12 protein-coding genes are annotated in these 25,559 nt (G+C 73.2%); 11 read left to right on the forward strand and 1 reads right to left on the reverse strand.

Annotated features, from left to right (window positions below):
• Window positions 1–13: 13 nt before the first annotated feature.
• A complete protein-coding gene (locus ACH4S9_RS18385) occupies window positions 14–640 on the reverse strand; it encodes a class I SAM-dependent methyltransferase (RefSeq protein WP_398372927.1) in 627 nt (208 codons plus the stop codon).
• A 255-nt stretch (window positions 641–895) separates the two neighbouring features.
• Here ACH4S9_RS18385 and ACH4S9_RS18390 point away from each other — a divergent pair, with 255 nt between their 5' ends.
• The 11 genes from ACH4S9_RS18390 to ACH4S9_RS18440 all read left to right on the forward strand — a co-directional run bounded on the left by ACH4S9_RS18390 (window position 896) and on the right by ACH4S9_RS18440 (window position 25,544).
• Entirely contained in the window at window positions 896–1,702 is an 807-nt protein-coding gene (locus ACH4S9_RS18390; protein WP_311721767.1) for an AfsR/SARP family transcriptional regulator, read from the forward strand.
• Window positions 1,703–1,775: 73 nt separating this feature from the next.
• A complete protein-coding gene (locus ACH4S9_RS18395; RefSeq protein ID WP_311721769.1) occupies window positions 1,776–2,051 on the forward strand; it encodes an acyl carrier protein in 276 nt (91 codons plus the stop codon).
• Between the two features lie 46 nt (window positions 2,052–2,097).
• Window positions 2,098–3,309, forward strand: coding sequence for a beta-ketoacyl-[acyl-carrier-protein] synthase family protein (locus tag ACH4S9_RS18400; protein ID WP_361182084.1), 1,212 nt, complete (start codon window positions 2,098–2,100; stop codon window positions 3,307–3,309).
• Window positions 3,306–4,433, forward strand: coding sequence for a beta-ketoacyl synthase N-terminal-like domain-containing protein (locus tag ACH4S9_RS18405; RefSeq protein ID WP_398372930.1), 1,128 nt, complete (start codon window positions 3,306–3,308; stop codon window positions 4,431–4,433). The genes ACH4S9_RS18400 and ACH4S9_RS18405 overlap by 4 nt, the downstream gene beginning before the upstream one ends.
• A gap of 15 nt (window positions 4,434–4,448) precedes the next feature.
• A complete protein-coding gene (gntD, locus tag ACH4S9_RS18410; RefSeq protein WP_398372932.1) occupies window positions 4,449–5,486 on the forward strand; it encodes a guanitoxin biosynthesis L-enduracididine beta-hydroxylase GntD in 1,038 nt (345 codons plus the stop codon).
• 133 nt (window positions 5,487–5,619) lie between these two features.
• Window positions 5,620–15,180: an amino acid adenylation domain-containing protein gene (locus tag ACH4S9_RS18415; RefSeq protein WP_398372934.1), complete on the forward strand. Its 9,561-nt coding sequence runs from the start codon at window positions 5,620–5,622 to the stop codon at window positions 15,178–15,180.
• A gap of 14 nt (window positions 15,181–15,194) precedes the next feature.
• Window positions 15,195–22,100: an amino acid adenylation domain-containing protein gene (locus ACH4S9_RS18420; RefSeq protein ID WP_398372936.1), complete on the forward strand. Its 6,906-nt coding sequence runs from the start codon at window positions 15,195–15,197 to the stop codon at window positions 22,098–22,100.
• 1 nt (window position 22,101) lies between these two features.
• The gene (locus ACH4S9_RS18425; RefSeq protein ID WP_398372938.1) at window positions 22,102–23,106 is read left to right on the forward strand and encodes a 3-oxoacyl-ACP synthase; all 1,005 of its coding nucleotides are present in this window, start codon (window positions 22,102–22,104) and stop codon (window positions 23,104–23,106) included.
• Between the two features lie 37 nt (window positions 23,107–23,143).
• Window positions 23,144–23,407, forward strand: coding sequence for an acyl carrier protein (locus ACH4S9_RS18430; RefSeq protein ID WP_358843065.1), 264 nt, complete (start codon window positions 23,144–23,146; stop codon window positions 23,405–23,407).
• Window positions 23,407–24,522: an acyl-CoA dehydrogenase family protein gene (locus ACH4S9_RS18435; RefSeq protein WP_398372940.1), complete on the forward strand. Its 1,116-nt coding sequence runs from the start codon at window positions 23,407–23,409 to the stop codon at window positions 24,520–24,522. Before ACH4S9_RS18430 ends, ACH4S9_RS18435 begins: the two co-directional genes overlap by 1 nt.
• Window positions 24,519–25,544 carry an HAD-IIIC family phosphatase gene (locus tag ACH4S9_RS18440; RefSeq protein ID WP_311721778.1) on the forward strand — a complete coding sequence of 342 codons (1,026 nt, stop codon included), beginning with the start codon at window positions 24,519–24,521 and terminating at the stop codon, window positions 25,542–25,544. The genes ACH4S9_RS18435 and ACH4S9_RS18440 overlap by 4 nt, the downstream gene beginning before the upstream one ends.
• The last annotated feature ends 15 nt before the right edge of the window (window positions 25,545–25,559 follow it).

Consider the following 25,559-nt stretch of genomic DNA (forward strand, 5'->3'; position numbering starts at 1 on the left):
GCCGGCCACCGGGTCAGGCGGTGCGGCGGATGAGGAGGACATGGTCGATGACCTCGGCGGTGCGCCCGCCCGGGCCGGTCGCGATCCGGCGGGGGGTGTCGGCCCGCTCGACCGTCCAGGTCTCCGGCGCCAGCGCGATACCGGCGGCGACCTCCTGCGGGCTCGGGTACCGGAGGTCGGGGTCCTGGTTCCACGACCATGGCGAGGTCGAGCCGTGGTCGACGACCAGCAGCCGCCCGCCCGGGCGCAGTGCGTGCGCGGCCGAGCGCAGGACGGTGGCCCGGTCCAGGTCGAGAGGGGTGTGCAGGTAGTGGGCGCAGATCAGGTCGAAACGGCCGGACGGGAACGACGTGTGCAGGTCGTGCCGTACGGCGCTGACGCGGTCGCCCAGGCCGTGTGAGCGGGCGAGGGCGGCGAGCCGCTCGACCGCCACGGCCGAGATGTCGGTGGCGGTGACCTGCCACCCCTGGCCGGCGAGCCACAGCGCGTCGCCGCCCTCGCCGCATCCGAGGTCCAACACGTCACCGGGCGGCAGGCCCGTCACCATCTCGGTGAGGCGAGCATTCGGCCGCGGGTCGCCGGCTGCCGGCCGGGCCGCGTAGACGCTGTCCCAGAATGCGACCGCATCGGTGGTGCTCATCAGGACTCCTTGTGTCGGTGGACCCTCAGTCTTGCCAGGCGCACCATGACCTGGCACGAAAACTTGCCATAACGGCAAGACGGGCCTCATGGGTCCCGCGACGGACGACAACGGGCTCGACAGGCCGTCAGTGCGGAGTCACTGGCGTGTCATCGGGCCTTCGTAGTCTTCCGCTGGTTTCACGTGGGTGGTGTGCCGCGTCACCGGTAGTGCCGCTCGCGAGTTGTCGTCCGGGTGCCGACACCGGAGGGGTGCATGGAGTATCGGATTCTCGGACAGGTCGAGGTGCGGCACGGGGAGAAGCAGCTGCCGCTCCACGGCGCCAAACAGCGCACTGTGCTGAGCGCTCTGCTCCTGGCCGGCGACCTGGTGGTGTACGACTCGCAGCTGGGTGAGTACCTGTGGGGTCAGAAGGCGCCCGCCACCAGCAACGCTCAGATATACACCTACGTCTCGCGGCTGCGGAAGACGCTCGGTCCGCACGCCCGGATCATGCGTCGTTCGCCGGGTTATCTGATGCAGATCGGGTCCTCGTGGTTCGACCTGGACGAGTTCACCGACCAGTCGCAGCGCGGCCACGAGGCGCTGGACGCGGGCGACTACGAGCGGGCGGTCTCGCTGCTGTCCTCGGCCCTGTCGCTGTGGCGCGGGCCCGCGCTCGCGAATGTGTCCTCGCATCTCGCCGAAGCGGTGCGACCGCAGCTGGAGGAGGCCCGGATCACGGCGCTCACCGGCCGGTTCGAGGCCGAACTCGCGCTCGGCAGGCACGCCTCGCTGGTGCCGAGGCTGACTCAGCTGGTCCGCGAGTACCCGCTTCAGGAGCGGTTCCGCGCGCAGCTGATGACGGCCCTGTACCGCTGCGACCGCCAGGCCGACGCCCTCGCCCTCTACGAGCAGGGCAGGAGGATGCTGACCGGCTCGCTGGGCGTCGACCCCGGCGCGCTGCTGCGCGAGGTCATGCTCGCGATCCTCAACTCCGATCCGAAGCTGCTCGGCCCGGTCCGCGAACGCTCGACGGCCGGTGTCGGCCGCTCGGCGTTTCCGGGATTCGCCGTTCTCTGAGCGGTGGCCGGACCGACCACCCGTGGCGTGGGATCCCGCCCGCGTCCCGAACGACACCACTGGAGGCAACGTCATGACCGCACCTGTGCCCGAGACCGCGCTGGGGGACGAGGAACGGGCCCGCATCAAGGACGTGGTGTGCGAGGTTCTCGACATCGAACCGGAGGACATCACCCTGACCGGGTCGTTCACCGAGGAGTACGGCGCCGATTCGATGGCGCTGGTGGCACTCGGCGCGTCGCTGGAGCGCACCTTCGACGTCGAGATCGAGGACTCCAAGGTGGATCTGATGGACGATCTCAAGAACGTGTTCGTGGTGGTGGGCGAGGCCCTCGCCACGAGTCGCTGATCCGGTTTCACGACGCGAGGAGGGCGAAGTGAACGCGGACGGGGACATGGAGAGAGTGGTGATCACGGGTCTCGGCGTGGTCAGCAGCATCGGCATCGGGGTCGACGACTTCTGCGCCGGGCTGCGTGAGGGGCGCAGCGGGGCGAAGCCGATCACGGCCTTCGACACCACCGGCTTCGCGCACTCGATCGGGTGCGAGGTGACCGGGTTCGACCCGCACGAGTGGCTGGACCGACTGGAACCGGAGGGCATCGGCCGGGCCACCCAGTTCGCGGTCGCGGGTGCCCGGATGGCGCTGGCGGACGCCGCACTGGACGTCGAGGAACTGCGGCGCCGTCGGGCTCTCGTGTCCGTCGGCACCAGCGATGGCGAGACGCGTGACCTGGACACCCTGACCGAGCAGTATCTGACGGACGGTGCCGGGGGGCTCGACCCCGCGCTGGCCAGGCGCGCCGACGCGAACCAGCTCACCTCGGGCATGGTCCGCGAACTCGGGCTGCGTGACGTCGAGTCGATGACGATCGGGACGGCCTGCGCGGCGGGCAACTACGCGATCGGCAGCGCGTTCGACGCCCTGCGCGCCGGCGACGTCGACTTCGCGCTGTGCGGTGGCGCGGACGCCGTGTGCCGCAAGACGTTCACCGGCTTCTACCGGTTCGGCACCATCGCCCCCGAGAAGTGCCAGCCCTTCGACCGGGACCGCAAGGGCCTGCTCGCCAGCGAGGGCAGCGGAGTACTGCTCCTGGAGAGCCTGCGCTCGGCGCGGGCCCGCGGCGCGCGGATCTACGCCGAGGTGCTCAGCTACGGGCTCAACTGCGACGCGGGACACGCGGTCGCCCCGGACCGGGACAGCCTGGCCCGGTGTATCCGGCTCGCGCACCGCAACGCCGGCATCAAGCCCGAGGACGTGGACCTGATCTCGGCACACGGCACCGGCACCCCGACCAACGACGTGGTCGAGACCAGCGCGATCCGCCAGGTGTTCGCCGCCCCACCGCCGACGGTGTCGGTGAAGAGCATGATCGGGCATGCGATGGGCGCGGCGAGCGCGCTGGCCACGGTCGCCTGCGCGCTGGCCATCCACGAGGGCTTCATCCCGCCCACCATCAACCATATGAACACCGACCCGGACTGCGGGCTGGACTGCGTGCCGAACCAGGCGCGCCCCGCCGTGCTGAACGTGGTGCAGAACAACGCGCTCGCGTTCGCGGGCAACAACGTGGTTCTGCTGCTCGGTCGGACCCGGGAGACGACATGACGACGGTCGAGGCGACAGGGCCGCTGCGCCCGCGCGGGGTGGACGCGGACAGCCGGGCCCTGGTGCTGTCGGGATGGTCCACCGTGACCGGCTACGGCGTGGGCCGCGACGCCCTGCGCGACGGACTGCTGTCCGGACGCTCGGCGGTGGCGGATCTGGAAGCGGCCGGGTTCCCCGGGCCCGCCCGGGCCGCGGTCGTGCCGGGGTTCAAGGCGGCGGACCACCTGGGGCGCAAGGGGACCCGCACGATGAGCCGCTCCACGGCGTTCGCCGTGACGGCCATCGATGTGCTGTTGCGCGAGCTCGGCCCCGAAGTCACCGAGGACCCGGAACGGATCGGGCTGGTGCTCGGCGTCGGCCAGGGCAATGTGCAGGCCGCCATGGACTTCACCCGGGAGGCGCTCACCGCGTCCAGGCCCTATCACGTGGACGCGATGCGGTTCCCGGACACGTTCCTCAACCGGGCCGCGGGGCAGAGTGCGATCTGGCACCACCTCAAGGGCCCGAACACGACCATCGCCGGCGGCAGGCTGTCCGCGCTGCTGGCGATCGGCTACGGGGCCCGCCTGTGCCGTGGCGGGCACTGCCGACGGCTGCTGGTCGGCGCCACCGAGGAGTATTCGCAGGCGCGGGCTCTCCTGGTGGACGCGGCAAGCGGGCCGAGCGACACCCCTGCGCCGCTGGGCGAGGGCTGTCTGGTCGCGCTGATGGAGTCGGCAGCCGACGCGGCGGCGGCCGGACGCGTCCCGGTGGCCACGGTGCCGGCGACGCACTTCCGGGCGACCCCGGAGCCTGAGACGGGTGGCGCCGAGCTCGCCGAGTGCGTGCGTGCCGTGCTCGCCAAGGCGGGCGCCACCGCCGACCGGATCCGGCTGGTGGCGCCACTGGGCGAGCACTCGGAGCAGGAGGAAGCCGGTATCCGCGCGGTGACCGGCCGCTCCGCCATGCACTGGCTGCACTGCCGTCCGCTGCTGGGCGACGCGTTCGCCGCGTCCGCGGGGCTACAGCTGTCGGCGGCCCTGGCCGCCGGGCGGCACTGGTCAGAGCCCGCGGATCTGGCCCTGGTCACCGGCATCGATCGGGACGGCACGGTCGGCTGCGCCCTGCTCGGGCGTCCCGCCTGAGGAGAAGAGGAGGCCATGCCCAACAGCCAGGACGCGCGGCCGGGAGAGAGGGCCGTCGAGGACCCGAGCGATGTCTACCGGCTCGACGCGGCCGAAAGCGAGCTGCTGGACAAGGTGGCCGCCGAGGTCGCGGGGACCTATGACAGCGTGGAGGACCCGCGCTTCATCGCCAACGCGCGCCTGCACGCCCAGCGGCTGCCGTACGGCCTGCGCGAGTGGCTGGAACGGGTCCGGTTCAGCGACGACATCGGCGCGTTCCGTGTCCGCGGACACCGGCTGCGCGACGACGAACTCGGCGCCACTCCGGCGGAGTTCGAACGCCGGCCGAGGGAGCCGGCGCTGGTGCCCGAGATCTGCCTGGTGCTGCTCGGCGTGCTGCTCGGCGACGTGTTCGGCTGGGAGACCCAGCAGGCCGGGCGCCTGGTGCACGATGTGGTGCCCAGTGAGTACGCGCAGAGCTCGCAGACCAGCGCGAGCAGCTCCGCCGAACTCGGCTGGCACACGGAGGACGCCTTCCACCCGCACCGGGCCCACTATCTGGGGCTGGCCTGCCTGCGCAATCCGGACCGGGTGCCGACCACGCTCACCGAGCTGCGCTCGCTGCGGCTGACCGAGCGGACCCGGTCCGTACTGAGCATGCCGCGCTTCCACCACCTGCCCGACACCTCGCACAGCCCCACCGGCAGCGACGACGCCGGCGCATGGGCGGATCCGGCGCCGGCGCGGATCCTGGCGGGGCCGGCGGGCAACCAGTCGCTGTGCGTCGACGCCGACTTCACCGTCGTCTCCGGGGACGATCCGGAGGCGCGGGCGGCGCTGGACGAGCTCAAGGAGGAGATCGGCCGGCACCTCGGCGACCTGGCCCTGGAGCCGGGGGACTACCTGTTCCTGGACAACCAGCGCTGTGTCCATGGACGCAGGTCCTTCCGGCCGCGGTTCGACGGTACGGATCGCTGGCTGAAACGGGTGAGTGTGACCCGCGACCTGCGGCGGATGGCCGACGCGGGCGTCACGGCCACCCGGCGCACCGCTCGGGCATTCCTGTCCGGTTGACCTGGCTGTTTACCGCACAACTTAAAAATCTTCCGCGGCCTGACGCCGTGCGAAAACATGAAGTCCGTGCAACGGCCGGTGAGGCGACGGGGGAGGATCTTTGCGAGCGCCGTTAGACCTGTTCGCGGAAACGTTGGCACGCACACCGGACGCCCCCGCGGTCATCGCGGAGGACGAGCAACTGTCGTTCGCCGAGCTCGACCGGCGGGCCGGCGTCCTGGCCCACGCCCTGACCGAGCGTGGAGCCGGTCCCGAGCGGCTGGTGGGCCTCAGCGTACGGCGTGGCGCCGCGATGGCCGTCGGCGTGCTCGGCGTACTCAAGTCCGGCGCGGCCTATGTGCCGCTCGACCCGGCACACCCGAGGGCCCGGCTGCGGTGGATGGCCGAGGACGCGGGCGTGCGGGTGGTGGTGGCCGAGCCGGGGACGGCGGGGCTGTTCGACGGGCTGGCCGGGCTGACGGTGATGGATCACACGGCCGGTGCCCGGGCCGGGGGAGAGGCCGAGGCGCCGTCGGCGGCGCGTCCCGCCCCCGAGGATCTCGCCTACGTCATCTATACCTCCGGTTCCACAGGACCGCCCAAGGGCGTCGCCGTCGAACACCGCCAGCTGGCCCATATCTGGGCGGCCTGGGACGAGCTGTACGGGCTGCGCGCGGAGCCGCTGCGCTTCGTCTCGGTCACCAGCCTGTCCGTCGACCTGTTCTTCGCGGACATGCTGCGCTCCGTCTTCGCCGGTGGCGCTCTGGTGATCGCTCCCGATGAGGCGGTCACCGAGCCGGCGCGGCTGCTGGAGCTGGTCGAGCGGCACGGGGGCACGGCCGTGGAGACGATGCCGGGGCTCGCCACGGAGCTGGTGCGGGAGGCAGGGCGGGCGGGGCGCGGCATGCCGCCGCTGCGGCTGCTGTCGGTCGGCTCGGAGGGCTGGGCCGCCCGGGACTACCGGGAGCTCGCCGGGCGGCTGCATCCCGACACGGTCGTGGTCAACGCGTATGGGACGACCGAGACGACCATCGACTCCTGCGCGCTGCTCCCTCGCCCCACACCCGAGGCCGTACGGGCCGTCCAGGGCCGGTATCTGCCGATCGGGCGGCCCCTCGCGCGTACGGCCGCCTATGTGCTGGACTCCGGGCTGCGACCGGTGCGGGACGGGCAGCAGGGCGAGCTGTATCTGGGCGGCAGCGGGGTCGCCCGCGGCTATCACGGGCGTGCGGCGCTGACCGCCGGGCGCTTTGTCGCCGACCCGTTCGCGCCGGACGGGGCCCGGATGTACCGGACCGGGGACCTGGTGCGGTGGGGGGACGACGGAAACCTGGAGTATCTGGGCCGTACGGACGAGCAGTTGAGCGTCCGGGGCTTCCGGATCGAGCCCGGTGAGATCGAGGCCGTCCTGCTGCGCTACCCCGGGGTGCGGCGCGCCGCCGTGACCGCGGGGGAGGAGGGCAGGCAGGGGCTCGTCGGATACGTCGAGCCGGAGACGGGCGACGGCGCGCCCGTACGGCCGAGCGGCGACGCGTTACGGGTCTTTCTCACCGACAGCCTGCCCGCGCATATGGTCCCCGCGGCGTTCGTCGTGCTCGACCGGCTTCCGCTGCTGCCGGGCGGGAAGCTGGACCGGCGTGCGCTGCCCGCGCCGGAGCGGGGGGCGGCGTATGTTCCGCCGCGCACCGACGCCGAGCGGGCGCTCGCCGGGATCTGGGCCGAGGTGCTGGGCGTCGAACGGGTGGGCGCCGAGGACAACTTCTTCAACCTGGGCGGCGACTCCGTCATCGGCATCCAGGCCGCGGCCCTCGCCCGGTCCCGGCTCGGCGTCGGGTGGCCGTACCGCGCCCTGTTCGACCGGCCGACGCTGGCGGAGCTGGCCGCCGTGCTGGCACCCGCCGAGCCCGCCGGGCCGCCCGTACGGAGCGCGCCGCCGTCCGGGGCGGGCGCCGACGAGCGGCTGCCGCTGTCGTTCGCGCAACAGCCACTGTGGTTTCTGCACGACTACGAGCCGGGCGCCGAGTACAACATCGGCAAGGCCCTCCGGCTGACCGGCCTGCTGGATGTCGCGGCGCTGCGGAAGGCGCTGACCGAGGTGGTCTCGCGGCAGGACGCGCTCCGTACGACCTTCCAGAAGGTCGACGGGCAGGGTGCGCAGGTGGTGGTGGCGCCGGGCGAGGTGGCGCTGGAGTCCGTCGACCTGCGGGACACCGATGCCGGTCCATCCGTGGAGGACGCGCTGGAGCAGGTGTTGCGCGAAGAGTACGGCACGGTCTTCGACCTGCGGGCGGCGCCGCCGCTGCGCGCCCTGCTCATACGGCTCGGCGACAAGGAACACGTCCTCGCGCTGACGATGCACCACCTCATCACCGACGGCTGGGCCAACGAGGTCCTGCTCTCGGAGCTCGCCCACTGCTACTCCGCCGCCGTGCGCGGCGAGCCCGCCGAGCTGCCCCCGCTCGCCGCCCGCTACGCCGACTTCACGCGCTGGCAGCGCGAACACCTGGTCGGCGCCGACGCCGATCGCCGGCTCGACTACTGGCGTGCGCGGCTGGACGGGCTGACGCCCACCGAGCTGCCCACGGACCGGCCGCGCCCCGCCACCCGCGGCACCGCGGGTGCCGCGGAGTGGGCCACGGTTCCGGCCGAGGTGACCGGCCGGCTGAAGGAGCTCAGCAGGGCGCGGCAGGTGAGCCTGTTCACGACGCTGATGGCGGCCGCCCAGCTCCTCCTCTCCCGCCACTGCCGCCAGGCCGATGTGGCGGTCGGCACCGCCGAGTCGGGCCGGGGCCGGGCCGAGTGGGCGGATCTGGTCGGGTACTTCGTCAATACGGTCGTGATCCGCTCGACGGTGGACGAGCGGCAGGCCTTCGGCGACTTCCTCGGCCAGGTCAGGGACACGCTGCTGGATGCCGTCGCGCACGCGGACGTACCGTTCGAGCGGGTGGTGCGGGCGCTGGCACCGGAGCGCGACCCGGCCCGTTCGCCACTGGTCAGCGCCATGGTGGTGATGCAGAACGCGCCCGCCGGAGAGCCGGACTTCGCCGGGCTGACCGCGGAGGACCTCGAACTTCCCACGGTCGCGGCCAACTTCGACCTGACCCTGGAGTTCCGCGAACGGGGCGATGAGCTGCGGCTGTACGCCAACTACAACACCGATCTCTACGACGGTGCGACGGTGCGACGGCTCAGCGCTCAGCTGACCGCGCTGCTGGCGGAGATCGCCGCCGATCCCGAGCGGCCGCTGCGGCTGCTGCCGATGGGCGGGGACGGCCGGGAGTCGTCCGCGCTCTCCGCGCCGCCCCTGCCCTCGTCCCGGGAACGGCCGTCCGGGGGTGCCCATGAGCAGTTCGAGGAGTGGGCGCGGCGCACCCCCGAGCAGCTCGCCGTCCTGCACGGTGGGACGGAGCTGACCTACCGCGAGCTGGACGAACGCGCCAACGGGCTGGCCCACCGGCTGGTGGCGCGCGGGGTCGGCCCCGAGACACCCGTCGGGATCTGTCTGGAGCGCTCCCCGGACCTGATCGTGGCGCTGCTCGCCGTGCTCAAGTCCGGGGGCGTGATGGTGCCGCTGGACCCCGGGTATCCGCGTGAGCGCCTCGCGCTGCTGCTCGCGGACACCGGCACGCGGGTGGTGCTGACCCGCGAGCCGCTCCACGATGTGCTGCCCGGCGATACGACCGTGACCTGCCTGGATCCGGGCGGGGCCGAGCCGCCGGCACGGGCGGCCGCGCCGCCGCGCACCGAGGTGGGGCCGTCGAATCTGGCGTATGTCCTCTACACCTCGGGCTCGACCGGCCGCCCCAAGGGCGTGATGATCACCCACGGCTCCCTGGCGCTCGCCGCCGAGGACGCCCGCCGCATGTTCGGCTTCGGCCCGGCCACCAGGACGCTGCTGCATCTGTCGATCTGCTTCGACTGCGGGCTGTGGCAGGCCCTGACGCCGCTGTTCTCCGGCGCGACCCTGTGCCTGAGCGAGGCGGGCGAACGGGACGGCACCCTCGGCCTCGCCGAGCAGCTGCGCCGCGACGGCGTGACGCTGCTGTTGCTGACGCCCGCGCTGCTCGCCACGGTCGCCCCGGACGAGGTCCCGGCGCTTGAAACGGTCCTCGCCTGCGGCGAGGTCTGCCCGCCCGAGCTGGCGGCGGGCTGGCTGCCGGGGCGCACGTTCGTCAACGCGTACGGGCCCACGGAGACGACCGTCATGTCCACCGCGCACCTGCTGCCCGCGGGCACGGACCCGGGCACGGTCGCCGGGGCCGTGCCCATCGGCGGGCCCGTCAACGGCGCCCGCATCGAGGTGCTCGACCCCTATCTGCGGCCCGTGCCGGTCGGGATGGACGGGGAGCTGTACATCGGCGGGTCCGGAGTCGGGCGGGGGTATGTGGGCAGTCCCGGCCGCACCGCCGAACGTTTTGTGGCCGATCCCTACGTCCCCGGCGAGCGGCTCTACCGCACGGGGGACCTGGTCCGCCGGCGGGCCGACGGGGTGCTGGAGTTCCGGGGCCGGGTCGATCAGCAGGTGAAGATGCGGGGCTTCCGGATCGAACCGGGCGAGATCGAGGCGGTGCTGGGCACCCACCCCGGGGTGGGTGGCGTCGCGGTGGTGGTCAGGGACGAGCGCCTCGTGGCGTATGTCGCCGCCGACGGGCAGTCGGCCGACGGGCGGCCGACCCCCGAGACCCTGCGGCGCTTTGTCGCGGAGGTGCTGCCCGCGCCCATGGTGCCGTCCGCCTTCGTGGTGCTGGACGAGCTGCCCGTCAACCGCAACGGCAAGGTCGACCGCCCGGCCCTCCCGGATCCGGCGCTGCCCGCCGCCCGAACCCGCTTCGCGGCGCCGCGCACCCGCACGGAAAGGATGCTGGCCCGGGCGTGGACGGCGGTCCTCGGCGTCGAACGGCCCGGGATCGACCACAACTTCTTCGCCCTCGGCGGCGACTCGATCCTCAGTGTCCAGGTCGTCGCCGCACTGGGCCGGGAAGGGCTGCGGATCGCGTCGCGCGACATCTTCCAGCGGCAGACGATCCGCGAGCTGGCCGACGTGGTGTCCGTCGAGTCCGGCGCGCCCGGTGCCTCCGGTGATACGTCCGCGGCAGCGGACGCGTCCGACGCCTCCGTGTTCGGGCCGTTCCCGCTCACCCCGATCCAGCACTGGTTCTTCGAGAACATCACCGCGTGCCCCGACCGCTTCACCATGCCCCGCTGCGTCGAGCTGGCCGCCGGGGTGGACGTGACGGCCGTACGGGCGGCCGTGCACGCGGTCGTCGCCCACCATGACGCGCTGCGGACGCGGGCCGAACGAGCCGATGCCGAGGGGGACGAGGGGGCCTGGCGGCTGCGGATCGCGCAGGTGGAGGCCGAGGGGGACGGCGACGTCTTCCAGATCTGCGGCGAGTTGGCCGACGACCCGTCCCCGTCCCCCGATATGTCGACCGTCATCGCACATGCCGAGGCCGCGCTCGATCTGCGCGCGGGGCCGCTCCTGAAGGCCGTCTATATCGACCTCGGCCCGGCGCGCAGCCCCCGACTGCTGCTGATGGTCCATCACTTCGTCGTCGACGGGGTCTCCTGGCGGATCCTGCTGGACGATCTGCGCACCGCCTACGTCCAGGCCGCCGAGGGCACCCCGATCGACCTCGGCCCGAAGACCACGTCGTTCCCCGACTGGGCGCGGCGGCTGAACGAGTACGTGGCCTCCGGCGGACTCGACGGCGAACTGCCCTACTGGACCGCCGTCCAGGCCCCGCCACCGGGCATGGCCGCCCCCGCCGACGTCAGCACCAGCGCGGTCGTGACCGCCCGGCTGAGCCGGGACGAGACCGCGGCGCTGCTGCGCCAGGTGCCCGTCGCCTACCGCACCCGGCCGAACGACGTCCTGCTGGCCGCGCTGGCGCGGGCGCTCGGCCCGGGGCCCGTCGCGATCAACCTGGAGGGCCATGGCCGGGAGCAGCTCTTCGACGGGGTGGACATCTCCCGTACGGTCGGCTGGTTCACCACCCAGTTCCCGGTGACCATCGAGCTGCCGGATATGGCTGATACGGCAGACGCGGTGGACGCCGCCGACTGGGGCCCGGCCCTCAAGGTCGTCAAGGAGCAGTTGCGGGCCGTGCCCCGGCACGGCCTGGGCCATGACGCGCTGCGCTATCTGGGCCGGAACGGCTCCCCGAACGGGCCCCGGCCCCACGTCAACTTCAACTATCTCGGCCAGTTCGCGCCCCTGGACACCCACGGTGGCTTCTACAGCGGACGGGAGTTCCCGCTCACCGACGCCATCCACCCGGACGAGATCCGGCCCTTCGAGCTGGAGGTGACGGCCGAGACCACCGGCGGCGAACTTATCTTCACCTGGGACTACTCCCGCGCCGCCTACGACGAGACGGAGATCCGGCGACTCGCCGACGGCACGCTCGCCGCGCTGCGCGCGCTCACCGCCCACTGCCTGGCGCCCGGCAGCGGCGGGCGTACCCCCTCGGACTATCCGCTCGCCTCGCTGGACCAGGCACAGGTCGACGCGCTGGTCGGCGACGGCCGCGCGGTCGAGGACGTGTATCCGCTGACGCCTCTCCAGTCCGGGATGCTGTACCACTCGCTGAGCGGCGGCGAGCGGCTCGATGTCTACGGCCGCCGGTTCACGCTCGTCATCGACGGGGTCACGGACCCGCGGGCGCTGGATGCCGCCTGGCGGCGGGTGGTGGCGGCGCACCCCGTACTGCGCAGCACGGTGCACTGGTCCGGGCTCGCCGAGCCGGTGCAGGTCGTGCACCGCGCGGAGCCCCGGATCACACACCACGACCTGCGGTCGCTGCCGCCGGGCGAGCAGCGTGCGCGACTGCGCCGACTGGAGGACGGGGACCGCGCCGAGGGGCTGGATCTGCGCAGCCCGATCCCCTTCCGGGTGACGATCTCGCGGCTGTCGGACAGCAGGGCGCACGTACTGCTGACGACACATCATCTCTTTTTCGACGGCTGGAGCCTGACCAGGACCGTGGACGCGGCCCTCGCCGCCTGCGCCGCGCTCACCCGGGGGGAGGCGCCAGAACCCCTCGTGTGCAGGCCGTTCCGGGACTATGTGGAGTGGCTGCACGGGCAGGACGGCAGAGCCGACGAGGCCGCCGAGGCGTACTGGCGGGAGGCGCTCGCCGGGTTCGACACGCCCACGCCGCTGCCGTACGACCGTCCCGTGGGGCCGGTCGGCGGCCACATCCGGACGTTCGACCTCCGGCTGTCGGGCACCCCGGACATCGGAGACTTCGCGCGGCGCCACCGGCTCACCGTCGGCACGGTCGTCCAGGCGGCCTGGGCGGTGCTGCTGGCCCGGCACGCCGGAGTGGACGAGGTGCTGTTCGGCGCCGCGGTGTCCATCCGCCCGACCGCCGTCCCCGGCGTGGAGACGATCAGCGGGCCGCTGATCAACACCCTGCCGGTACGGGTCGCCGTCGACCCCGCGGCCGACACCCTCGACTGGCTGGCCCGGCTCCAGGAGGAACAGGCGGTGGCGCGGGAGTTCGGCCACTATCCGCTGGCGCGGCAGCAGGCCCACAGCGGAGTGCCCGCCGGGACCCGGCTGTTCGACAGCACGGTCGCGTTCGAGAACTACCCCGGTGAACCGACGGACGTCCAGCACGACGCGGTGCGCGTGGTCGAGCTGGACGGCGACGACAGCACCAACTATCCGCTCGCCCTGATCGCGTACCCGGGCGATGAGCTGGTGCTGCAACTGGGCTATGACCCGGAGCTCTTCGACGCCGCCACCATCGAGCGGCTGGCGGCCCAACTGCGGGCCGTGCTGCGCGGCATGGCCGAGGAGCCGCACCGGAGCGTCGGGGACCTGCCGATGCTGCCCGACGAGGAGCGGCGGCAGGTGCTCGGGGACTGGACCCGGTCCCCGCTCACCCCCGTCCCCCTCGGCTGCATCCAGGACCTGTTCGCCGAGCAGGCCCGCCGCGGCCCGGACGCGCTCGCCCTGCTGAGCGGCGACGGCGCCGAGCAGGTGACGTACGCGGAACTGGACCGACGGGCCGACCGGCTGGCCCACGCGCTCACCGCTCGCGGCATCGGGCCCGAGTCGATCGTCGGCCTGTGCCTGCCCCGCAGCGTCGCCATGGTGACGGCCCAGCTGGCGGTGTGGAAGGCCGGTGCGGCGACGATGCCGCTCGAGCCGGCGCACCCCGCGGAGCGGCGCGCGTGGATGCTGGCCGACGCGGGCGCCGCGCTGGTGCTGCTGCCCGCGGACTCCGGGTGGGATCCGGGCGTGCCCGTGCTCACCCTCGACCTCGACCTCGACCTCAGCCTCGACCTCGACGGAACGGGCGCGGCGGACGGACGTCCGGACACGGCGGCGCCGAAGGTGCGGGCCCACCCCGAAAACGCCGCCTACGTGATCTACACCTCCGGCTCCACAGGGCGTCCCAAGGGCACCGTTGTCACCCACCGCGGCATCGCGAATCTGGCCGCCACCGGGCAGCAGAACGGGGGCATCGGGCCCGGCAGCAGGGTGCTCCAGTGGCTCTCGGCCGGCTGGGACAGCGCGTTCTTCGAGCTCGCCGCGCCGCTGCTCACCGGGGGCGCCGTCGTGGTGGCCCCGCCGGGGCCGCTGCCGGCGCTGACCGGGTTCATCAGGGAGCGCGGGGTGACCCATCTGGTCGCACCGCCCGCGGTCCTGGCCACCATGCCGGCCGCGTCCGTACCCGGGGTGACCGTGTTCGCTGCCGGCGAGGCGCTGCCGGGTGAGACGGTGGAGAGCTGGTCGCGCAGGGGGCGGGTGCTCAACGGCTACGGGCCGACCGAAGCGACCGTATGCACGGTGATGAGCGCGCCGCTGTCCGGGCCCGCCACCCCGCCGCTCGGCAGGCCCGCCGCGGGCACCCGGTGCTTTGTGCTGGACCCGTGGCTGCGGCCCGTACCGGTGGGCGCCGTCGGCGAGCTCCATCTCGCCGGGGACTGCCTCGCGCGCGGCTACCTGGGCCGCGGCGGGCTGACCGCCGGGCGCTTTGTGGCCTGCCCGTTCGGCGAGCCGGGCGAGCGGATGTACCGCACGGGCGACCTGGTGCGCTGGGCCCCCGACGGCACCCTCCGCTTCGTCGGCCGGTCCGACGACCAGGTCAAGGTGCGCGGCGTGCGTGTGGAACTCGGCGAGGTGGAGGCCGCGCTCACCGGGCACCCCGAGGTGGCGCAGGCGTGTGTGGTCGCCGCCGGGGAGGGCGCGGGGCGGCACCTGGTGGCGTATGTGGTGAGCAAGGCGACCGACGTGGCCGGACCGGGGCCGGGGGAGTTGCGGGAGCACCTGGCGGCGCGGCTGCCGGAGCAGATGATTCCGACGGTGTTCGTCCCCATGGAACGGCTGCCGCTGAACCTCTACGGCAAGGTCGACCGCCAGGCCCTGCCCTCGCCGGACGCCACGGTGGACCCCGCGTATCTGCCGCCCCGCACCGACAGCGAGCGGACCGTGGCCGAGGCGTGGACCGGGCTGCTGGGCAGGGCGCGGGTCGGGATCCGGGAGAAGTTCTTCGAGGCGGGCGGCTCCTCGCTCACCCTCATCCAGCTCGCCGACCGGCTGCCCGCCTTGAGCATGGCCGAGTTGCTGGAGCACTCGACCATCGAGGGGATGGCGGTCCGCCTGGATCTGCGCCGCGCCGGGCACGCGGACGACGGCGACCGGCACGACGGCGCCCCGTACGGGAACGACCACGACTCCGACGGCGACTACGAACTGTGAGACGGGGGCATCGGATGGGCCGAGACGGCCGCGAGAGCCGAGAAGCTGTCGCGATCACCGGGATCGCGTTCGCGCTGCCGGACGCGGACACGCTGGAGCGGCTGCACGGCAACCTCGCCGCGGGCCGGGACAGCGTGCGGCCACCGGACGCCGACCGGATCCGGTACGCGGGCGGCCACCCGGGGACCGACTATCAGGCCCTGGGCTATCTGGACCGGGTCGACCTGTTCGACCACGCCTTCTTCGGCATCTCGCTGGGCGAGGCCGAACTGATGGACCCCCACCAGCGGCTGACCCTTCAGCTGGTGCACCAGGCGCTGGAGAACGCCTGCTACGCCCCCGCCACGCTGCGCGGCTCCCGCACCGCCGTGATCGTCAGCGCGCCGGAGCCGTCATACGCGCGGCTGTACGCGGAGGACGACCCGCAGCAGATCCTCGGCTCGATACCGGCCGCGCTGGCCGCCCGTATCTCGTATCTCTTCGACTTCGCGGGGCCCGCGCTGGTGGTCGACACCGCGTGCAGCGGCAGCCTGAGCGCGCTGGCGCTGGCTGTCGAGAAGTTGCGCGAGGGCCAGTGCGACCTCGCGGTCTCCGGCGGGCTCAGGGTCGAGTCGGTGTTGCAGCCCAAGCGGGCCCATGACCCACTGCTCGGCCTGTTCTCGCAGGAGGGCGTGTGCCGCCCGTTCGACGCGAAGGCCGACGGCACCACGCTCGGGGAGGGCGGCGGCTATGTCGTCCTCAAGCGGCTGTCCGAGGCGCTCGCCGACGGGGACCACATCCACGCCGTGCTGCGCGGGGTCGCCGTCAACCACAACGGCGCCGGGGCCACCAGCATGAGCGCCCCCAGTGCGAGCGCCCAGGCCGCCGTCATCGCCGAGGCGTGGCGGGACGCCGGGGCCGGCCCCGGCACGGCGGGCTGTGTCGAGTGCCACGGGTCCGGCACCCCGCTCGGCGATGTCATCGAGGCGGACGGGCTGCGCCAGGCCCTCGCGGCGAGCGGCGGACGGCCCGGTGCGCCGCTCGACATCGGCGCTGCGAAAAGCAACGTCGGGCATCTGGACCACGCGGCGGGCATGGCCGGACTGTTCAAGGTCCTGGCCGCACTGCGCCACACGGCGCTCTATCCGACCGTCCACTTCAGCACGCCGAATCCGCTGATCGAGTTCGCGGACCTGCTGAACGTACGGACGGAGACGGCGCCATGGCCGGCGCCGGAGGAGGGGCCCCGGCGGGCCGGGCTGAGCTCGTTCGGGCTGACGGGGACCAATGTGCACGCCGTCATCGAGGAGGCGCCGGAACCCTTGCCGGGGGCGGAAGCGCTCAGCGGCGCACCGCACCTGGTCACCCTCTCCGCGAAGACCCCCGCCGCGCTCGCCCGTTACGCCGCCCGTCTCACGGAGTTCCTGGAGGCCACCGAACACGCCCTGCCGGAGGTCGCGTTCGCGCTGAACACCGGCCGGGACGACCACCCGTTCCGCTGGGCCCGCACCGCGCACGACACCCGCGAGCTGGCCGAGGCGCTGCGCACGGCCGTACCGCCGGACCGGCCCGTCGCCCCCGAGGTCCCGGTGGTGCTTCTGTTCTCCGGCGACACGGAATTGGACGACGCGACCTGGATCCGGCTCTGCTCCGCGTTCCCCTCGCTGGACCCGGAGCAGACGGGGCGGCTGCTCCGGCACCGCGCGCTGTACGAGCTGGTCAGCGGGCTCGGCCTGAAGACCTCCCGGATGGTCGGCTCCGGGCCGGGGAACCTGGTGGTGCGGCTGCTCCGGGACCGGATCGGCGAGGACGAGGCGGTCCGGCTGGCCGCCGACACGCCCCCGACCGCCGAGGTCGACCAGGAGGGCCTGCGACGCGCGGTGCGCGGCTTCCTCGCCGAGGGCGCGGTGCTGCTGGAGATGGGCGCGGGCGGCGCCTTGTCGCGGGCGATGGCCACCGAGGCGCCCGAGCTGCCGCTCGTACGGCTGCTGTCGGACGACGGTACGGACGGCGGGGTCCTCGGCGCGATGGCGAGGCTGTACGAACTGGGCGCGACCTTCGACTGGCGCGCGCACCACGCGGGCGCCGGCGTCCGCCGCATCGAGGCCCCGACCTACCCCTTCGAGCCCGTCCCCTGCTGGTACGGCACGCAGGAGGCGCCCCGCGGCCCCCAGAGCGGCGAAAGCGGTCGAAGCCGTCAACTTCCTGCGGCTTCCACCAGCACACCGGACAACCCGGACATCGAGCAGTCCATCGCGGACATGTGGCAGCGGATGCTCAAGGCCCCGGGCATCCAGGCCGACTCGGACTACTTCGCGCTGGGCGGCACCTCCATCGCCGGCATCAGCCTCCTCCGCGAGGTCGAGCGCAGATTCGCCGTCCAGCTGACCTTCACCGACCTCTATGAGCACCGTACGGTCAGCGAGTTGGCGGCCCTGATCGGCGGGCGGCGCGGCGCCGACGACGCGAACACGGACTGGACAATTCCGCTGCTGCCGCGCGAGCACGGAGGCCCGCTGCCCCCGTCCGTCGGCCAGGAGCAGCTCTGGTACATCGACCAGCTCGCCCCGGGCACCCCCCTCTACAACATCCCCCTCGATCTGCGCCTGCACGGCCCCCTGGACCGTACGGCCCTGTGCGGCGCGATCGCCGACCTGGCGCGGCGGCACGAGGTGATGCGCAGCCGAATCGCCGCCGACGCCGACGGCGTGCCGTGGGTGCACGCCGATGTGCCGGAACCGGAGCTGAAGGTGGTGGACCTGAGCGGGGCGGCGGACCCGGAGGAGCGGCTGCGGGAGCTGGCGGCGGCCGAGGCGACCACGCCGTTCGACCTGGCGCGCGGCCCGCTGGTGCGCGCCGTCCTCTTCGCCGTCTCGGATGAGGACCATCTGCTGCTGTGCACCTGGCACCACAGCGTCTTCGACGGCTGGGTGCCCCGGATCTACTTCCGCGACATGGCCGAGTTCTACGCCGCACGCCTGGCCGGACGACCCCCCAACCTGCCCGAACTGCCCGTCCAGTACGCCGACTTCGCGGCCTGGCAGCGCAGGCGGCTGGACTCCGGGGTGCGGGAGCGCGGCCTGGAGTTCTGGCGCGCGCAGCTCGCGGATCTCCGCCCGCGCGAACTGCCACTGGACCGGCCGCGCCCCGAGGTGGAGTCCCACGCCGGGGCGCTGATCAAATTCGCGCTGAGCCCGGAAGACACCGAGGGGATCAGGGAGTTCAGCCGCCAGGAGGGGGTGACGACCTTCGTCACCATGCTGGCCGTCTTCGACGCGCTGCTGCATCTGTGGGCGGGCCACGAGGACATCGTGGTCGGCTCCGCCACCTCCGGACGGCTCAACCCGGCGACCCACGAGCTGATCGGCTACTTCAACAACGCGCTGCCCTTCCGTACGAGGGTCGACGGCGGGATGACGTTCCGCGAGCTGGTCCGGCGCTGCAAAGCCACCGTCGCCGGGGTGCTGGACCACGAGGAGGTGCCGTTCGCGGACATCGTGGCCGCGCTGAAGCCGCCGCGCGACGCGTCCCGGCACCCGCTGTTCACCGTGGCCTATTCGCACCAGAACACCGCGACCCACCCGGCGGAGCTGGAGGGTGTCACAGTCGCGCCCCTCGAGGAGGACAGCACCGACGGCATCGCCCCCGGCACCGCCAAGGTCGACCTGACGCTCGGGATCGGCGACCAGGACGACGAGCCGATGCGTGGCTATCTGGAGTACGCGGTCGACCTGTTCGACGAGTCCACCATGCGCGAACTGCTCCGACTCCACCAGGACATCATCGCCGCGGCGCTGGCGGACCCGGACAGCCCGATCAGCGATGCCGCGCCCCGCAGGGGCACTGATCCCACGGCGCATCCGGACCCGGCGTGGGAGGTCATCAGACGGCACGCCGAGCGCGCCCCCGAGCGAACCGCCCTGGTGGATGCCGGGACACATATCTCGTACGGCGAGCTGATCAGCCGCGCCGAGGAACTCGCCAGGCGGCTGCGGCAATCCGGCGCGGGCCCACTGATCCCGGTGTACGCGAAACGCGGCCCGGACCTGGCCGTGGGCTGGCTCGCCGCACACGCCCTCGGCGCGGCCTTCGTCTGCCTCGACCCCTTGGCCCCCGAGACACGCAGGGCCGCGATCCTGGGCGAACTGCGGGCCCCGGTCATGGTCGAGGGCAACGACGTGACCGTACTGCCGGACCGCGGCGAAAGCGGCCACAACGCCTCCCCGGAGACTTCCGGGGGATTGGCCTACATCGCGTACACCTCTGGCTCGACGGGCCGACCGCAGGGCTGCGAGATCGAGCACCGCGGCCTCCTCACCCTGCTGCGCTGGTACGGAGACCAGCTGCGGATGTCCGCCTCGGACCAGGTGGCGCAGTCCTCGGCCGCCGGATACGACGCCGCCGTCATGGAAATCCTGGGCGCCCTCTACCACGGCGCCACCCTCCACTTCCTCCCGGAGAACCAGACCCCCGCGCAGCTGCTGAGCTGGCTGGCGGAGCACCGGATCGCCGTGCTCATGCTGCCCACGCCCAGGGCGGAACTGCTGCTCGGCGAGTACACCCCCGTCCCCGGACTCGCGCTGCGCACCCTGGGGACCGGCGGGGACCAGCTGCGCGTACGGCCGCCCGCCCGGCTGCCGTTCGAGGTGCTGAACCTCTACGGGCCGACCGAGTGCACGGTCCTGTGCACCTGCTCCCGCGTCTCGGCATCGGGCAGCGCGGCCCCGGACATCGGCCACCCGATCGCGGGCTCCGACGCCTATGTCCTCGACGAGCGCGGCCGCCCGGCGGATACCGGCGAGCTCTATATCGCGGGCGCGTCCGTGGGGCGCGGCTACCACCGGCGGCCGGGCCACACCGCGGCCCGTTTCGTGGCCGACCCGTTCGGCGCACCGGGCTCGCGGATGTACCGAACCGGCGATCTGGCCAGCCGCGGGCCGGACGGCACCCTCACCGTGCACGGTCGCGCCGACAACCAGATCTCCCTGCGCGGATTCCGTATCGAACCCGCGGAGATCGAACGGGCCCTGGTGGCGCATCCGGGTGTGCGCGAGGCCCTCGTCGTGACCGAGCGACAGGCGTCCGGCTCGCTGCGGCTGATCGCCCATATCGCGGGGGAGGCGCTGCCGGGCGAGGCCGAGCTGCTCGCCGCCGTGGCCGAGCGGGTGCCGCCGCACATGGTCCCCGCGCGCGTCGTTCCGCACACCGCCCTGCCCAAGACCTCCGGCGGCAACAAGATCGACCGCCGCAGCCTGAGCCAGGAATCCCAGGAGCCGACCATGCCGCCTGCCGAACTCCCTCACCCTGCCCTGTCCTCGACCGAGACCGAGCGGGTGCTGGCCCGGATCTGGTCCGAGCTGCTCAGCCGCGACGGCATCGGGCCCGATGACAACTTCTTCCAGGTCGGCGGGGATTCCGTCCTCAGCGTCGGGGTCGCCGCGAGGGCTGCCCGCGCCGGCGTCTCGGTCACGCCCCAAGACGTGCTCCGCCACCCGACGCTGCGCGGCCTCGCCGAGGTCGCGAGTGCGAGTGCGAGTGCGGGGGTGGCGGGCAGCGCACAGCTCGAGGCCCCGGCGGACACCGGCCCGCACGACCCCGCTCCCTCTGGCCCCCTCCCTCTCACCCCCCTGGTCCACCGCCTGCTGGACGGCCGGGACGAGGCGCCCACGGACTTCGTCACGGTCGAGGTCCTGGAGGTCGCGCCCGGCGTGGCGGCCGAGGCCGTCCGTACGGCGCTGGTCCATCTCGTGGCGCTCCAGGAGCCGTTGCGGTACCGCTTTCTGCACAACGGCCTCGGCTGGCGCGCGGAGTGTGCGGCAGCGGAACACGCCGAGCTGCTGGAGACCACCGTGCTGCCACCGATGGGCCCGGAGGACGAACTGGCCCTGCTCAAGGCCGACATGGACAAGCTGATCGACAAGCTGGACCTCGCGCGCGGCCCGCTGCTCCAGGCCAAGTTCTACAGCCGGGGCCCGCACCACCCCGGGGTTCTGCTGTTCGTGGTGCACCACTTCGCCTACGACGAGATCTCGACCGTCCCCCTGCTGGAGGACCTCAACGGGGCCCTGGCGGACATCGCCGCCACCGGCGCGCCGCGCCGCGAGACCCGCCCGCCCGCCTGGCGCGCATGGGCCCAGCGGCTGCACACCATGGCCCAGTCCGACCAGCTCGCGGGCGAGCTCACCTACTGGACGAGCGTGCTCCGCGCGGGCCAGGAGGGGAACGACCTTCCTGAGGCGAAGGCGGTGGCGGAGTCGTCCGCCGAGCCCGGTGTCATCCAGAGGCGGGTGCCCGCCGACGCGTTCGCGGCCCCGCTCACCGTCTCGGGCCCGGCGAGCCGGGAAGCGGCGCTGGCCGCCGTGGCCTGTGCGTGGGCCCGGTGGCGGGGGCAGCCACACGCCTTTCTGTGCACCGTCGGCCACGGCTCGCCGAACCCGTACCGGCCGTCGGACCGGTCCAGGTCGCTGGGCTGGTTCACCAACTCCTTCCCGGTGCTGCTCCCCGTGGAGCCCGGCGCCCGCGTCCCCGACGCGCTGCCCGGTGTCGTCGACACGCTGCGCGCCGTCCCGCACGACGGCGTCGGCTTCGGCATCCTCCGCACGCTGAGCCCGCGGACCGCCGCCGTCGCACGGCTGCGGGAGCTGGCGGAGCCGATGGTGCTCGTGGAGCACAAGGTCGGCGGCGTCGACGCCATCAAGGTCGGTGACGGGGCCCTTCGGATCAGGCAGGCGCCGCTTCCCGCCCAGCAGCGGACGTTGCTGGAGGTCCAGCCGATCGTGGTCGTCACGGCGGTCGTGGACGGCGTCCTGGACATCACGCTGGTCTACAACGGGCGGCTCGACGCCGCCGGCATGGCCGTGTTCGCCGACCACCTCGCCGAGGCGTTCGGCGAGCTGAGCGGCGTGGCGCCCGAACTGCCCGGCGTACGGCGGGAGGGGTGAGATGGCCGCGACCGTGGCCCTGCGGGCCGTCGCCCACTATCTGCCGGAACGGACGCTGAAGGTCCCGGACCTGCCGGAGCTCGACGAGCTGCCCGCCGCCGAGGCGGAGACCTGTCTCCAGCTCGGCATCGACGAGATCCGCGCCGACGACCTGTCGGCCACCGAGCTCGCGGCCGGTGCCGCCTCGCGTGCCCTGGCCGACGCGGGTCTCAGCCCGCACGAGCTCGACGCGCTGATCGTCATCGACGCGCGCTCGCCCGAGACCCTGATGAGCTCGGAGGCCACCCGGCTCCAGGCTCTTCTCGGCGCCCGCCGCGCCCTGACCTTCTCCGTGGGCGGCCTGGGCTGCGCCTCGATCGGTCCGGCGCTGTTGGCCGCACGCGGGCTGCTGGCCGCCGACGACACGCTCGACAACGTGCTCATCGCCCACGGCAGCAAGCCCGCCACGCCGCGCCGCTACCGCCACCCGGTCACCGTGAGCGGCGACGGCGGCCAGGCCGTACTGGTGTCCCGGCGCGGACCGCTCCGGCTGCTCGACGTGGCCCAGCGCACCAACGGCGACTACTGGAACCTCTTCACGGTCGACTACCGCGACCGCCCCTCCGCCGACTGGCGCGAGGACTGCGCGGACGTGCGCAGTTATTCCTTCAAGCTCGCCATCGAGACCCGCAACCACCTGCGCGAGCTGCACCGCGCGCTGCTCGACCGCAACGGCATGCGCCCCGCCGACGTCGGCTGCCACCTCAGCCAGAACCTGTCGCTCGGCTCCTTCCGCTTCACCGAGGAGACGCTCGGCGTCGAGCTGGCCGGGGTGTGCGCGGGCAATCTGCGCCGCTACGGACACCTCGGGCCGGGCGATGTGCTGCTGAACCTGATGTCGGCCATCGAGTCGGGCGCGCTGGCCGAGGGGGAGCGCGCGGTGCTGATCAACGTCAGCCCGGTGGCGGCCTGGAGCCTGCTGCTGGTCGAGCACGGAGACGGCGGCGGCACGTCGCACTACCTGTAGGACCGGCAGGGACACGGAACCGTAGGGAGGAGAACGGATGGGCACGGAGACTGGCCGGCCGGCGGCGGGCGAGGTGAGCAGCGAGCTGACGGCGTTTCTCACCGCCGGGGCCCGGCAGCCCATCGGACCCGACGACGACTACTTCGCCCTGGGCCTGGTCAACTCGCTCTTCGCGCTGGAGCTGGTCACGTTCGTGGAGCGGCGGTTCGGCCTGGAGGTCGGCGTCGAGGACCTGGACCTCGACCACTTCCGTACGGTCAGCCGGCTCACCGACTTCGTGCTCCGCAAGACGGCGGCCTGATGCGCACGCTGCCGGACCTCGCGGCACTGCGGGACGAGGCCGCGGCCTGGGACCTGCACGGTGCGCTGCCTGAGTCGGCCGTGCGGGACCTGGCCGCCGCCGGGCTGCTCGGCCTCGATGTGCCCGAGCGCTACGGCGGCCGCGGAGCCACCCCGCTGGAGCTCGGCGAACTGTGCGCGCGGCTCGGCTCCGTATGCAGCGCGCTGCGCGGCCTGGTGACGGTGCAGGGCATGGTCGCGGCCGCGCTGGCCCGCTGGGGCAGCGCTGCGCAGCAAGCGGAGTGGCTGCCGCGGCTTGCCACCGGGGACCAGCTCGCCGGATTCGCCGCCACGGAGCAGGGGGCGGGCAGCGATCTGACGGCCGTCGAGACGCGGATCGGCGCGGAGAGCGATGCGCTGACGGTCACCGGAGTCAAGCGGTGGATCACCTTCGGCGAGCTCGCCACCGTCTATCTGGTCCTCGGCCGGCTGGACGGCCGTCCCGCCATGGTCCTCGTCGAGGCCGACCGGCCCGGGGTGACACGTGAGCCGGTGAGCGGCCAGCTGGGTATGCGGGCGGCCCGTATCGCGCACCTACGGTTCGACGCGGTCCGGGTGGAGAGAGACCATCTGGTGGCGCCCCCGGGCTTCGGCCTTTCGCATGTGGCGGGGACGGCGCTGGACCACGGACGGTTCACCGTCGGCTGGGGGTGCCTCGGGATGGCCGAGGCGTGCCTGGCCGACGCCACCGCGCACGCCGCGGCCAGGACCCAGGCCAAAGTGGCCCTGGCCGAGCACCAACTGGTCCGCGGGGCGCTGGCCCGCGCCGCCGTGGACACCGAGGCGGCGCGCGAGCTGTGCCGGGTCGCCGCACGGCTGCGGCGGGAGGGGGATCCCGAGGCGATCTCCCGGACCGTGATGGCCAAGTACGCGGCGGCCCGGGCCGCCGCCTCGGTGAGCCGGCGCGCCGTACAGGTGATGGGCTCGGCGGGGTGCGCGCCGGACAGCAGGGCCGGGCGGTTCTTCCGGGACGCACAGGTGATGCGGATCATCGAGGGTTCCGACGAGGTGTCCGAACTGCATATCGCCGACCATCTGCTGCGCCGTGCGGCCGGAGAAGGGGGCCCTCGCGAGTGAGTACCGTCAAGTGTCTGGTGTGGGACCTGGACGACACCCTGTGGGACGGCGTCGTCCTGGAGGGCGACGACCCCGTGCCCGTATCCGCCGCCGTCGAGACCCTGACCGCGCTCGACAAGCGCGGCATCCTGCACGCCGTCGCCAGCCGGGGCGAGCACGAGGTCGCGGCCGCGCATCTCCGGCGGCACGGCCTGGACGACCTGTTCACCGTGGTGGAGGTGGGCTGGGGCGCCAAGAGCGCGGCCGTCCGCCGGATCGCCGAGACCCTGGGCATCGGTCTGGACACCCTCGCCTTCGTGGACAACGACCCCGTCGAGCGTGCCGAGGTCGCCGCGGCGCTGCCCATGGTCCGCTGCTACCCGGCCGAGCAGGCGGGGCGGCTTCCGGATCTGGGGGAGTTCCAGCCGGAGTTCGTCACCGCCGAGTCCCGGCAGCGTCGGACGATGTACCGCGTCGAGGCCGAGCGGCGCTCCGCGGAGGAGGACCACACGGGGCCGGCGACGGACTTCCTCGCCTCCCTCGACCTGGTCCTGACCCTCCGCCCGGCCACCCCCGACGACCTGGCCAGGGCCCATGAACTGACGGTACGCACGCACCAGCTCAACACCACCGGCTGGACCGCCGATATGGCGGAGCTGCGCCGGCTCTGCGCCTCGGGCGACCACGAGGTGCTGGTCGCGAGCCTCACGGACCGGTTCGGCCCGTACGGCACCATCGGGCTGGCGATCAGCGAGATCGGTGCGACGGAGAGCGTGCTGAAGCTGCTGCTGATGTCCTGCCGGGTGACCTCGCGGGGCGTCGGCGCGGTGCTGCTCGACCACCTGGTGCGGCGCGCGCTGGCGGCGGGCCGCCGCCCGAGGGCCGAGTTCGTACCGACAAGCGTGAACCGGATCATGCTGGTCACCCTGCGGTTCGCCGGTTTCGACGTGGTGGACCGGGCCGGCGACCGGCTGCTGCTCGAGCTGCGGAACGAGCCGTCAGCGCAGACGGGGCATGTGCGGGTCGTCACGCCCGGATTCTGAGCCTCAGCGGAGGAG

Source organism: Streptomyces sp. NPDC021225 (assembly GCF_044332865.1).
Classification (GTDB): Bacteria; Actinomycetota; Actinomycetes; order Streptomycetales; family Streptomycetaceae; genus Streptomyces.